The sequence below is a fragment of the Fusobacteria bacterium ZRK30 genome (assembly GCA_024628785.1).
Lineage (GTDB): Bacteria > Fusobacteriota > Fusobacteriia > Fusobacteriales > Fusobacteriaceae > Psychrilyobacter.
In genome coordinates this window covers 588,330-601,643 of record CP102404.1, presented here as the reverse complement: position 1 = coordinate 601,643, position 13,314 = coordinate 588,330, and the positions used below count along the sequence as shown (strand labels likewise).

Annotated in this window: 15 protein-coding genes; 2 read left to right on the top strand and 13 right to left on the bottom strand. The window is 33.7% G+C overall.

The window, feature by feature from the left end; all coding sequences use genetic code 11:
- Positions 1-29 precede the first annotated feature (29 nt).
- A complete protein-coding gene (locus NRK67_02925; GenBank protein UUV16874.1) occupies positions 30-1,202 on the top strand; it encodes a M20 family metallopeptidase in 1,173 nt (390 codons plus the stop codon).
- 81 nt (positions 1,203-1,283) lie between these two features.
- On the opposite strand, the gene NRK67_02920 is transcribed toward NRK67_02925, so the two are convergent.
- From NRK67_02920 to NRK67_02880, 9 genes are all read right to left on the bottom strand, one after another.
- Positions 1,284-1,859, bottom strand: coding sequence for a dihydrofolate reductase (locus NRK67_02920; GenBank protein UUV16873.1), 576 nt, complete (start codon positions 1,857-1,859; stop codon positions 1,284-1,286).
- Positions 1,860-1,870: 11 nt separating this feature from the next.
- On the bottom strand, positions 1,871-2,725 hold the full coding sequence (thyA, locus tag NRK67_02915; protein ID UUV16872.1) for a thymidylate synthase: 855 nt from the start codon (positions 2,723-2,725) through the stop codon (positions 1,871-1,873).
- A gap of 103 nt (positions 2,726-2,828) precedes the next feature.
- Positions 2,829-3,467, bottom strand: coding sequence for a chloramphenicol acetyltransferase (locus tag NRK67_02910; GenBank protein ID UUV16871.1), 639 nt, complete (start codon positions 3,465-3,467; stop codon positions 2,829-2,831).
- Positions 3,468-3,503: 36 nt separating this feature from the next.
- Positions 3,504-4,160, bottom strand: coding sequence for a methyltransferase domain-containing protein (locus NRK67_02905; protein ID UUV16870.1), 657 nt, complete (start codon positions 4,158-4,160; stop codon positions 3,504-3,506).
- Positions 4,150-4,743, bottom strand: a complete 594-nt coding sequence (locus tag NRK67_02900; GenBank protein UUV16869.1) for a DUF452 family protein — start codon at positions 4,741-4,743, stop codon at positions 4,150-4,152. Before NRK67_02900 ends, NRK67_02905 begins: the two co-directional genes overlap by 11 nt.
- A 109-nt stretch (positions 4,744-4,852) precedes the next feature.
- Complete coding sequence (locus NRK67_02895) at positions 4,853-5,974, bottom strand: pyridoxal phosphate-dependent aminotransferase family protein (protein ID UUV16868.1); 1,122 nt, start codon at positions 5,972-5,974, stop codon at positions 4,853-4,855.
- A complete protein-coding gene (bioA, locus tag NRK67_02890) occupies positions 5,964-7,187 on the bottom strand; it encodes an adenosylmethionine--8-amino-7-oxononanoate transaminase (GenBank protein UUV16867.1) in 1,224 nt (407 codons plus the stop codon). The genes NRK67_02895 and bioA overlap by 11 nt, the downstream gene beginning before the upstream one ends.
- A gap of 147 nt (positions 7,188-7,334) precedes the next feature.
- Positions 7,335-8,201: a DMT family transporter gene (locus NRK67_02885; GenBank protein ID UUV16866.1), complete on the bottom strand. Its 867-nt coding sequence runs from the start codon at positions 8,199-8,201 to the stop codon at positions 7,335-7,337.
- A gap of 46 nt (positions 8,202-8,247) precedes the next feature.
- Positions 8,248-9,054, bottom strand: a complete 807-nt coding sequence (locus NRK67_02880; protein UUV16865.1) for an MBL fold metallo-hydrolase — start codon at positions 9,052-9,054, stop codon at positions 8,248-8,250.
- A gap of 396 nt (positions 9,055-9,450) precedes the next feature.
- Between NRK67_02880 and NRK67_02875 the strand changes: the two genes are divergently transcribed.
- Positions 9,451-10,341, top strand: a complete 891-nt coding sequence (locus tag NRK67_02875; GenBank protein UUV16864.1) for an SPFH/Band 7/PHB domain protein — start codon at positions 9,451-9,453, stop codon at positions 10,339-10,341.
- 70 nt (positions 10,342-10,411) lie between these two features.
- Here the strand turns inward: NRK67_02875 and NRK67_02870 are convergent, their stop codons facing one another.
- From NRK67_02870 to NRK67_02855, 4 genes are read right to left on the bottom strand one after another with little or no spacing between them, the layout of a single operon-like run.
- Positions 10,412-11,350, bottom strand: coding sequence for a polyprenyl synthetase family protein (locus tag NRK67_02870; GenBank protein ID UUV16863.1), 939 nt, complete (start codon positions 11,348-11,350; stop codon positions 10,412-10,414).
- 1 nt (position 11,351) lies between these two features.
- Positions 11,352-11,678 carry a hypothetical protein gene (locus tag NRK67_02865; protein ID UUV16862.1) on the bottom strand — a complete coding sequence of 109 codons (327 nt, stop codon included), beginning with the start codon at positions 11,676-11,678 and terminating at the stop codon, positions 11,352-11,354.
- Complete coding sequence (locus NRK67_02860; GenBank protein ID UUV16861.1) at positions 11,668-12,387, bottom strand: demethylmenaquinone methyltransferase; 720 nt, start codon at positions 12,385-12,387, stop codon at positions 11,668-11,670. The genes NRK67_02865 and NRK67_02860 overlap by 11 nt, the downstream gene beginning before the upstream one ends.
- Positions 12,387-13,295, bottom strand: a complete 909-nt coding sequence (locus NRK67_02855; GenBank protein UUV16860.1) for a prenyltransferase — start codon at positions 13,293-13,295, stop codon at positions 12,387-12,389. The genes NRK67_02860 and NRK67_02855 overlap by 1 nt, the downstream gene beginning before the upstream one ends.
- Positions 13,296-13,314: the final 19 nt, after the last annotated feature.

Sequence of the window (13,314 nt, the reverse complement as noted above, 5' to 3'; positions counted from 1 at the left end):
AGTAAATATTTTGGTAGGAGGAATGTAAATTGAATAGATTGCGTGAGATAGATAAGGTGTTGCACTCTATCCCTGAAATAGGTTTAAAAGAGTATAAAACTGCAGAGTTTATAAGAAAAAATTTAAGTAAAAATAATATTCCCTATGATATTTCAGCAGAAACAGGAACTTTAGTTTATTTTCAAGGGGAGGAATCGGAGATAACGGCTTTTAGAGCAGACATAGATGCACTTCCATTAGCAGATGATTCAAACCATCTCTCTCCGTCTTTAAATCCAGGTTTCTCCCATGCCTGCGGTCATTCAGGACACGCATCAGCTTTACTTGAAACGATTTTACGGGTAGATGAAAGGATAAAAAAAGGAATGAAACTAAAAAAATCTCTTTTATTTATCTTCCAGCCTGGTGAGGAAGGGGTAGGAGGAGCTAAATATATAATAAAAAGTGAGTCTTTTGAAAAATATAAGGATAGAATAAAGTGCTTTTTTGCAACCCATGTAAAACCAGATATATCTCAGGGTGTCATATCTATCAAGGAAGGGTATTTATCCGCTCAAAATGTAAACCTTAACTGGGATATTAAGGGGCAGGGGTGTCATGGTGCCTACCCTCATATGGGAATAGATATTGTAGTGGTGATATCTGATCTCATAGGTGCATATCAGACAATAAGGTCTAGAAATATTGATCCAGATGATATGTATATCTTGACTATAGGTAAATTTTTGACAGGATCTAAGGTAGACGGTAAGTTTGAACCTGGAGGAGCAAGAAATATTATACCAAATAATATAGAGTTAGAAGGTACAATAAGGATGTTTGATCCTAAGTATATAGAGGTCTCTAAAAAAAGAATGGAGTCTATAAACCGTGGATATGAAGAAGCCTATGGTATCAAAATTAATATGGATTTTCAACCAAACTACCCTCCTATGGTTAATGATTCTCAATTATATAAAGAGATAACTGAGACCTTAAAAAATTTGGATATTAAATATGAGGTCGCCAAAAAAATGACGGGATCGGAAGACTTTTCCTTCTATAGGGAGATCGCTCCTACTTTTATGTTTTTTACAGGAATCAGAGATGAAGAGAGGGGACATACTGCACCATTACACAGTCCTTTCTTTGGTTATGATTTTCAGGCATTGGAAACAATAATTAAAGTATATATGGGGATTATAGGTACAGAAGAAATATAACATAGTAATGATAAAAGCAGCCGAAATGGCTGCTTTTATTGATATAAACACTTATATAGTTTAGTGTAATTATTTTTTCAACTACCCCTTGAAATATCTGATTACTTTATAATCAACTAAATTGTTGTTATCCAGCCTGTCTTTCCCCTGACCAATTTTAACAACTTCAAAATTGCACTTTTCTTTTAGACTACCATGTGCCATGAGCCTTACGGGATTTTTAATCTCTGGTACTCTTTCCACTTCGGTAGCATAGACATTAGAAACCAGATCAAATAGATTTTTATCCTCTAAAAAATGAGAGTAAAGCATAGCTCCTCCAATTATCGAGATATTGTTGGTCTTACTTTCCCCTTTAATATACTCTTCTAAACCATCTAAATTTATAAATGTCAGATTTTCAATATATTTTTCACCTAAAATTTCTTTAGCATCTTCTGCTGTTTTTATTTTATTTGAGACTATCACATGTTTCCTTTTAGGCAGTCCCCCGGTAGGCAAAGATTCAAAGGTTTTTCTTCCCATTATCATAGTAGTTCCAATGGTCATTTCCTTAAAAAACTGAAGATCTTCCCTGATACTAAATACCAAATCATTTGTATCTTTATTTCCTACTATATTCTCTTTGTAAGAGATAGAATAGATCATATTAACCATAAATTTTCCTCCTATATAGCTATCTCAATCTTATTTGACTTAGATTTCGGTTCATATCCCACTAAGTCAAAATCATCGATGGTAAAATCAAAGAAGTTCTCTACCTTATTTTTAATGATTAATTTTGGTAGTTCTGATTCTGTATCAAATTCTTCTCCAATGGCAATCATTTCCTTTACATAATCTATATGTCTGTCATAGATATGGTGATTTACAGTTAGATGAACAAACTCCCCTACTTCTAACCCTGCAATATGAGCCATCATATATACTAGAGTAGCGTACTGTATCTCATTGTATCCTCCAGGCCCTGAAGCAGCTAAAAAATCTCCTGAACGTTGATCTAAAACTGCATTAAGTTTCCCACCTATTACAGAAAAAGTAATGGTATGAGCACAGGGAACCAGCCCCATATCTTTCATATCTTCATTATTCCAGATAGTTACTACCATCCTTCTGTCCCCGGGTTTATTCTTCAACAGATAGATTACCCTCTCTACCTGGGTCATATTTCCTTCTGGGAAATCTATCTTTTTTGCCAACTGATATCCATAGGCTTTACCAATACTCCCATTTTCATCAGCCCAAGAATCCCATATCTTTAACGGCAGATCTTTGATATTATTAGAGTTTTTCACCCATATCCATATCAATTCCTGAATAGCACCCTTCCAATATTGACGCCTTAAGGTAGTTATCGGCAACCCCTTAGACAGGTCATACCTTGTAATTGATGCAAACTTTGCCACTGTGTTTGCAGTAGTTCCGTCTGACCACACAGGTCTTACTCCGTCTAATCCGTCATTTGTAGCTCCGGCTAATATATCCTTTGCTTCCTGTATAAATAATTTATCTGAATAATTCATCCTAACCTCCTAAAATTTCAACATATATTCTATCATATATCTCAAAAATTATCTTTTAAATAATCTATAGAATAGTTTCGTATCTCCCTGTAAAAAAAATAAACTATAAGTTTTTACTTGGATCATCTAAACTATCCTGTAATAAAGAAAAATATCTCCCTACATGGAGACCATCCATCAATGCATGATTCACCTGAACTGAAACTGGTAGTTTTAATTTTCCGTTTTCTTCAAAATATTTCCCCCATGCTATCCTTGGTACGGAATCACTGGGTGATAAGTTTATTGGATGGGTCACACTTGTAAATGAAACCCATGGAATACTGGTTATAAACACACGATCATCCCTATTGGGTTCATCTTCTACATCAACCTTTCCATCTAATTGTTCTATTTTTTCTTCAACTCTCTCCATAAAACAATGAAAATCATCTGTATAATCTACATTACAGAAGCTGAAAACTTCCGATTGAGTCAGAAATGTAAAAGCCGGGTGGATGAAATCATATTGAACTACCTTATCGTCCTCCATCCTATACTTAAATTCTGTTATATTATTTGCAATTTTAGAAGTAAGAAATATCATTGCTCTGAAAAAAGAGATGTCATTTTCTTTTACATAGGAATACATCTCAGTTATATCTACATTGGCACAGATGTTAAAATGAGGATAATCCATTTGTTTAAAAAGTTTATACTGCCCTTTCCTGGGCCAGGATTCAATGTCTATATATTTTTTCATTATACTCCCCCTCAATATTCAAAAGATCTTTCAACATTATTTTTTACAGACAAAATATCCAACCTTATAGGTCAATTCCTTTGACAAGTAACTCCTTATCTTCTGCGTATTCGTCTGTCCTATACCTGTTACCCCTGTATTTTTAAGGTGTTTTAGCCCATCCATTGGAGTATCAAATTTCAATACAAACTCCTCCTCATATCCCCCGATATTTTTAAAATAAGGAGTTAGGAGTGTTTTTAATTCTTTCATATCCAAATATTCCAATGAGATCCCAAAATGATCTGAAATTTCCATTAAATTTCCCTTTATATAGATGGAAAATAAAAAAGTATCTGTAGATTTAGATATTTTTTCAAATAACCTATCTTTATCCTCTATCCATTGAAATACCGAGCTAGATATAATTAGATCAGCTTTCTCTATATCTAATTTTTCAATATCCCCTCCTATAAATTCTACAGAAGGTAGATCTTTTATATATTGTTTGCTCTCAAAATATTTATCATTGACTATTAAATCCTTATACTCTATGTTTTTTACTATCTTTTTGGTCAAAATACCTGTCCCGGCACCAATCTCAAAAATAGTATTATATTTTTTTTTAGGAACTAAATTTACTAATTCTTTTGCTACAACCTTTTGAATATGAGCATTTTCCTCATACCTGTCAAACTTTTTATCAAAATTCATCCAATATCTCTCCCCAGCTATTCCACCTATCAAAGGGGTAATGCTCCTCCTCTATAAGTTTGTATTTCGTTCCTTTATAGTAATTCATCAAACTCCTAGATGGGAAAATCCTGTCCTTAGTAGAGATCAATGAATATTCAAATATCGATGGTATCTCCTGATAATTTTCCCCAAATTCAGCTAATATCTTCCTATATTTTTTTATAATTTCTTTATCTTTAACGTCTAAGATATTCAAACCTGTATTTTTCATAAACTCCAAATATCTATCTATATCTAAATTTTTCAAAGTCCGGTCAAATATTATAGGAGAGATCCCATACCTTCTATGGATAGCCTTTGTACTCCCGTTTATTGCAACTACTTTATTCAGAGATATGTTTTTAAGGCCCCCTAACTGCTTGGAAGCATTATATACCCCAAATGACCAAGCAATAACATCTATTTCCTCATATTTTTCCAAAACTTGAAAATCTACCTCTTCTTCCAAATCTATAATCCTGACTTCAAAATCATCCCAAGCTAAAAATTTAAAGATCTCCTTAGGAACTCCCCATCCATTAAAAAATAGTATTAACTTCATCTGACACCTCCTAACGGTCTTCAATCAAATTACCTCAAAACCTTATATCTACTCAGTAAACTAACAGTATTTTGATGATCCCCTCTACGGTAAAAATCAATTTTATCTGCTAGTATAATTCATGGCTGAGTTTATCTATAAACTTTTCTATTTTTTCTACTCCCATATCTGCTGTTAGTGTAAGCCTTATCCTGGCTGTTCCCTTTGGAACTGTAGGTTCCTTAATCGGGTAGACAAGGTATCCCTCTCTTCTCAAAGTCCGGGATATATCTATACACCTTTTATTGTCCCCGATGACTATACTTATGATCTGCTCCGTGCTTATAGTTTCTATATTTTTTCCTTTTAATTTTTTATAAAATAACTCTTTCAATAAGTTTAACTTTTCCCTCTTATATTTTAAAAATGGCATATTTTTAAATACATACCTGTTCCAGCTGGTCTGAATAGGAGATGGAGCTGTGGTATAGATAAACTTTCTTCCTCTGTTTATTATGTATGACCTTGCAATATCATCTAATATCAGTATTCCACCGTTACTTGAACCTCCCTTTCCCAGGCCCAGCATGATAAAATCTATATCTTTCACCAAAGATCTGGTATAGGCCTGCCCATACCCTAAAACACCATATGAATGCGCTTCATCTAAATAGAGCTGAGAATCATACCTATTTTTTAATGAAACTACCCTGTCTAAATCAACTATATCCCCATCCATACTGTAGATACTCTCTGTTACAATGAGAGATCTTTTGCAGGTGTTTCTATATTTTTCTAATTTTTTCTCCAGGTCTATATAATCCAGATGTTTATATCTCACTATCTTAACCCCTGAATTTATAAGTCCGTCATAGATACTGGCATGATTATACCTGTCGGTAAAAATTATATCTCCTTTGGAATAAAAGGTCTCTATAACTGTAGTATTGGCATCATACCCACTGCCAAAAACTAGAGATTTTTTTTTAAAAACTTCATCGATCTCATCTTCAAAATCTCTGATTTCTCTGTGATTTCCTCCTAAAAGTCTGGAACCACAGCTTCCAAATGAAATGTTATTGAGATCTAAACTATCTGTAAATTTTTTCTTGAAATTTTTATCTGAATCTAAATCTAGGTAATCATTGGAGGAGAAATCCAAAATATAGTTATCTTCAACAACTTTTAACTCCCTGTAATTAGCTTGCTTTTTCAGCTCCCCTAACTCCTCTATAAGCTCCTTATAAAACATCTTTCTGTTCCTGCTCAAACCAAGTCTTGAAAGTTTCAACTACATAATTTAATTCATCTGTAGAGATTATATAGGGTGGCATGATATATGCAAAATCTAAAAATGTTCTATTCCATATTCCCTTGGAGAAACAATAGTCCTTAAACCCCTTTAGAATTTTGTTATCGGTTACCTCAATACACCCGCATCCACCGATTACTCTGACTTCCTTTATAAGAGGATGATCTATCTCTTTTAATTTCATAAGAGCTGCTTCTATCTTTTTTATCTTAGACAGATAATCTTCCCTCTCAAATATTTCAATTGATTTTAATCCCGCTGCACAGGCAAGGGGATTTCCCATAAATGTAGGTCCATGCATAAAAGCGTCTTCTGGAGAATCAGAATAAAATTTATCATATATATCATCTGTAGCAACTGTCACAGAATGACCTAAGTATCCCCCGGTTAGAGCTTTCCCTAGGACTATAATATCTGGAATCAAATCTTCAGAAGCAACAAACAGGTCTCCTGTCCGGCCAAATCCTGTAGCTACCTCATCAAATATAAATAGTACACCATATCTGTCACAAAGTTTACGGGCGTCTTTCAGATACTCCCTAGAATGGATCTTAAACCCTCCTGCTCCCTGTAAGATCGGTTCTACTATAAATCCTGCTATCTCTGCAGAATGTTTTTTTAATATATTTTCTAACTCCTCTATATTTCCCGGTTCCACATAAAAGTTTTGGGGAACAGTATCTCCTTTAAAAGCCTTATGATAATCCGGATCATCTCCTACCTCCATGGCTTTCCATGTGTCTCCATGGTATGAATCTGTAAAAGATATAAACTTTGTCTTTCTTTTTCCTAGATTACTAAAATATTGAACTGCCATCTTCAGAGCTACTTCAACTCCTACAGATCCACTGTCAGAAAAAAAACAATGATTTAAATCTCCCGGAAGGATACTTGCTATCTTCTTGCTAAAATCCATAACAGGCTGATGTACCAGACCTCCCAACATGATGTGGGACATCTTATCCACTTGATCTTTTATGGCATTATTTATCTCTATATTGTTATATCCATGAATTGCACACCACCAAGAAGAGACGGTATCTATTAATTTATCTTCATCCTTAGTGTATAGATATACCCCTTCACCCTTCTCTATTTGGATAGGTTTACTCATAGTCTTCATCTGTGTATATGGGAACCAAATATTTTCCAATTTGCTTACCTCCGTTTAATTTAATTTTATTCCACTAATTATATCATGTATATCTAAATAAAAAAAGCAACGTAACACTGCATTCAGACAGCATAATTTAAATTTTTCTATACTAAAAAAAGGAACCTCAGGTTCCTTTAATAGGAGTTAAATAAAGAACAGTGAGGCTCCTCCTACAGATATAACAGCTCCTAAAATTTCAACAGGTTTCACCCTTTCCTTGAATATTAAGATACAAAATGGTATTACCAATATTGGACTTGTAGATGATAGGGTAGACACTATCCCTGCACTTGCATTTTTTAATGCTATGAGCATTGCTGTAACTCCTATAAACGGGCCAAAAAACGACCCTACAACTAACCATCTAAAAGCTTTTTTATCTTTTACTCCTTCTTTTACTTCTCCCCATTTTCCCCTCATGGATATAAGGATTATAAAGGCTATTGTAGCTATAATTATTCTAATCTGGGTAGCAGCAATAGGATCATAGGATTCCAGACCTATTTTACTAAAAACCATCCCCAAAGATTGCCCTAAAACTCCACCTATGGCACAAAAGATCCCTTTTATTGGAAATTTTTCTTTTTTTTCTCCCTTTCCATTCCCATAAAACATCACCAAAAATATCCCGCCTATGGTAAGCAACACAGCTATTCCTTCTTGAAAACTCAAGGTTTCTCCCAGCAAAATCCAGGCTGAAAGTGCAGTCACTACAGGGACCGTAGTCATTATCAAGGTAGTTATACGAGCTCCTAATAAAACGAATGATTCAAACATAAATAAATCACCTAAAAACATCCCTATGAAGCCGGATATTCCTAAAAATGTATACTCTTTTAAACTTGCATCTGTAGGTAAGGGCAGGCCTCTCATATATAAAGAGGTGATACTCAAAAAAATCATCCCCTGTATGAGTCTCACAATATTCACTGTAAGAGATCCTACTTTTTTCCCTGCTATTTCAAAAGAAATAGATCCTCCTGCCATTCCAAGTGCTGCTACTAATGCCATTATTTCCCCTAAATACTTAATCTCAATCCCTCCTATAACATATTATTTACCAAGTTATTTCTAAACCTACTCCAACTTCTTTTACAGGCAAAGTTTTATTTATTTCTGCTCTAACAGAAAATGAAGTGCAATGTGAAGGATATAATTCCTTTAAATCATTTTGCACTAGGTAATCTATAGTTTTATTGATCTGTTCATTTACTTCAAATAAATGAAATCCCCCTATAACCCCTAATACTCTGTCATCTTTACATATTTTTTTTGCATATTCTATTATATTGCATATCCCACTATGTGAACATCCTGTAATAATATAAATACCGTTTTCATTTTTATATGCAAGGGCTGAATCATCCATTACATAATCTTCAACTGAATCTCCATTAATGGTTTGTGTGCCAATAGCTTTTCGATTTTCAAAATTATTCATTTGAGGTATTTCTCCTAGAAATGTTATATTTTTACTGACTTTAATAGGTTTTTTTGAAAGAATTAAACTACATTTTTCTTTCAACTCCTCTCTTAAAATAGGAGAACAAATTTTTAAACCATCAATTTCTTTTTCGTTAAATGCATCTGGATGAGCAATGACAGAAATTGTTTTTTTATTGTTTTTTTCAAAATAGTATTTTAATCCTCTTGTATGGTCATCGTGACCATGTGAAATAACAATAGTTTTTATATTTTCTAAATTTATACCTAGTGCAGTTGCATTTTTTAAAAATAAATCAGAATATCCTACATCTAACAGTAAACTAGTATCCTCATCTTCAATATAATACGAAACAGCAGGTTCTCCACAATAATATTGGTCAATATATGTATTATTATCGACTAAAACTTTTAATTTCACTTTATTCCCCCTTATTCATTTTCATCTAACTTATAATAACACTATATTTTTTTTAATTCAAAAGATTAAAAATTACTGAAAGTAATCAAGATAAATATAATTTCGGTTAGGCTTAACTAAAAACTTCAAAATCATGAATTATTAGCGGGAGTAAAAGATACCAAACCCATATTCTACTTAAATCTAAATCCTCTGTCATCGTTAACCATTCCTTTTAATATATACTCCCTCCATAAAATATAGTGTAAATTTTTTATGTTCATTTAGATAGAAATGCAGAACACCTAGATTGAATTATGAAAATATAATTCCTGAAGAAAAAAGGAAAACTTCAAAAAAACATAACATATATATTATAGAAAAGTTTACTGTATTTATAATATAAAGGAGGCGGTTATGAAGATAAAATATTTCCCAATATACTGGGTCAGACAATATCAGAGAGGGATAGTGGAACTCTTTGGAAAATACCGGCGGTTTGCAGAACCAGGATTTCACGTTCAATTTCCTATTTTTGAGATAACCAGGATAAGAGATGTGAGAGAACACACTATGGATATCGCTCCTCAAAACGTCATAACCAAGGACAATGTAGAGATAAATGTAGATGGTATAGTATGGGCAAGACCTCTCTATCCTGAAAAAGAAATAAAGAAAACTTTTTATAATATCGACAATTGGATGAATGCTGTGATGAAATTAGCCCAGACAAATCTCAGACAGGAATTTGGTAAACTGACTTTAGATGAAAGTTTAACAGCCAGAGGGAAAATAGCTATGGATATGCAGATATCTTTGGATAAATTGGCAGAGGAATGGGGAATAACGGTAACCAAGGTAGAGATAAAGGTCATTGATCCCCCATCGGATATAAAGGCAGCTATGCACAAACAAAAAACCGCAGAACAAGAAAGAAGAGCTATGCGTCTTTTGGCTACAGGTAGATTTGAAGCTGCAGAACAAGATAAATTAGCCCTTATACAAATTGCTGAGGGTAGAAGGGAAGCTAAAATAAAAGTAGCTGAAGGGCAGGCTCAGGCTATAAAACTTGTCAATGAAGCAGCCAGACAGTATTTTGTAGGAAACGCCAAGGATCTCAAGAGGTTGGAGGTAGTGGAAGAATCTTTAAAGGATAATTCCAAAATCATCCTTACCAAGGAAGGAATAAGCCCGAATATCATCTTAGGAGATATCCCTCTCCATGAAAGAAAAAAAGAGGAAGGGGTTCCGCCTAAAGGTGATACAAAAAATCTTTCAGAGGAAATATTGAAGAGGTACGATGTATAAAATATATTTTAAAAGGGAAAGTCAGACTTTCCCTTTTATTTTGGTCTCTTTATGATAATAGATGATGAATTTATATTCTATATAATTTTTTTATGATATGTGTAAAGTTTTCTTCTACCTCAGGAGGTTCCAGGGTAGAGATAAGTTTTAAAGCTTTATCTAAAAATAAGTTACTCACCCCATAGGTTTCCTCTAAAGCGGGACTTTTTTTGACTTCACTTGTCAGTTTATCAAACTCCGAACTCTGGGATTTATAAGTTATTGAAAGGATTCTTTTCTTAAAACCAGGATCTTTCTCCATTAAAAGCAGATAAGGAAGAGTGATTATTCCACTACGGATATCCTGACCGCAGACCTTTCCTGCATCTTTTTCTGAACCAATTATATCCAAAATATCATCTAAGATTTGAAAACTGCATCCTATATTAAAACCAATCTTGTGGAGTTTCTCTATGATATCTTCGGATGCTCCCGATAAAATACCTCCCATGGTACATGAAAGAGCGAAAAGAGAAGCTGTTTTTCTAGAGATTCTGGTTATATAATCAGAATAATCTATTTCAAAATTATATCTTTCATCCAATTGCTTTAACTCTCCTAAACAAAGAGTTTCTAAAGTATCTATCATAGCAGCAGAAAGTTTTTCACTGCCTAAAGAGATGATATTATCCATGGCAAAAAAAGAAAGAATACCCCCTGCAGAAACAGCCTTTTCCCTTCCATAAATACTCACTGTAGTTTCATGGCCCCTTCTCATCTCTCCATGATCAATTATATCATCATGAATTAGAGAAGAAGTATGGAGAAGTTCCAAAGAAGCTGCTGCTTCATAGCAATCTTTATTAATAGTTCCAGCCTTAGCAGCCAGGATAAGAAAAAGAGGCCTCAATCGTTTACCACCTGAGTTTATAAGTCTTTTAGTTTCTTTCCTGGTAAACCCATCACTTATGGATTCCACGAGAATCTCAATATTTTCTTCTATCTCTGTCAATTCTTTTATATATATCATCTCAACTCACCTCCCTTAGGAGTTTTAAGAGGTCTTCCTTATAATCGTATTTTTCACAGGTAACTTTTTTAGAATAACAAAGAGTAATCCTGTCTGTAATTTTTTTTAAAAGCCCCCTGTCTAAAAGCAGGAGGTGCCTGTTTAAAAGGGAGATAAACAGGTCTCCTAAAAGTAACTTCTTTCCATCCATATCACTTTTAGAGTCGTGAAAAAAAAGAATAAGGTAAGCCATCTTAAAAGCCTCTTCTATATAACCTTTTTTCGATATACAAGAAATATCCCTCAAATATTCTTTCTCTATGAGATCAAAATATTTTTTAGTGTCCATCCTCTCCTCCTTTAATTCCAAAATGCAGGGTACAGCTTCCAAAAAGGTAGGTTTTAAGATTTATATCTGTAAATCCTGCTTCCTCTATAAGTCCTGTAAGTTCTTCTTTGGATATAAAAGCCTCCACAGATTCGTCCAACCATCGGTATTCCCCGTAAGATCTTACTAAAAGCTTCCCCATAATGGGAACTAAAAATTTACAGTAAGCTTTCAGAATTCTCCTCAGTAAAAATGGATCCGGATAGGAAGCCTCCATACAGAAAAATAGCCCTCCAGGGGTCAAAACACGATTTATCTCCCTGAGAACCTTTCCATAATCAGATGTATTTCTAATTCCAAATGAAATAGTAACAGTATCAAAACTACTGTCTTTAAAGGGGAGAGAAAGTGCACTTCCCAGAATAAACTCTATATTTTTAAGATGACCTGCCTCAACTCTTTTTCTAGCAACCTGAAGCATCCCATCACTGAAATCAAGGGCTTTTATCTGGGAAGACTTTAATTTATTTCCTATTCCAATGGCTATATCTCCTGTACCACAACACACATCCAATACCCTTTCACTTTTCATGGGGATATTTTTAATAAGATCTTTTTTCCATAGTCTGTGTACTCCAAGGGTAATAATATCATTCATAAAATCATAGCAAGATGAAATCTTTTGAAACACATTATGAGCTTTCCTCTCTTTATCCCTTTCAATTGTCATTATAAAAACTCACTCCTTAAAATTTCTCCTAAAATAATTATTATATAAAAGAGGAAAAAGATAATTCCCGATAAAACTGAATTTCCCATAATATTAGACCTATTTTTTAAAGATATATTTTCTACTGCAATAAACTTAAGCTTTTTTACAACCAATGGAACCGATAAAAAGATTAAAAACATTGAGAAAGGTAAAAGTTTTAGAACAATACTTAAAAATACAAAAATATACATCATTATATAGGCGAATTTTAAGATATCTATAGATCTCTCCCTCCCCATAAGAATTGGAATGGTTACCCTAGTTGCCCGATCTTTTTCTATATCACAAAGACCATTTGTTAGGAGGATAGACCCTATATAGATTATCAACGGTATTGAGATCAATATAATATTTTTATCTATATGACCACTCTGAACATAATATGCTAACCAGGTTATAAGTCCCCCCATGGTAAACCCGGAAACTAATTCTCCTAAAAATGTTTTAGATATCGGCAAGGGCCCTGCTGAGTAAAAATACGCTACCAGAAAACCTACGATGCCAATGACAGCAACTATAACTCCTCCATGAAAGAGAAGATAGAATGCCGGAAACAATGTACATACCACCAGATATACCATCAATTTTTTTACCTGAATGAGGGGAATCCCGTCAAAAACCAAAATGCTCCCCTCTCTGTCATGTACAGTATCTATGGTGTCTAAACCACTTATATAATCAGAATAATCATTGATTACGTTAGCAAAACATTGTGCTCCTACTGCCGAAAATAACATGGCTATAAATAGATCTAATCTAAAGTTACCAAATCGATACGTTGAATAAAGAGTTCCTACAAGTACCGGAATAACAGATGCCGGCCAAGTTTTTGGGTCGAGGATGGCAAATAGTTGTTTTTTAGTCATAATTCCTCCTGAAAACTAA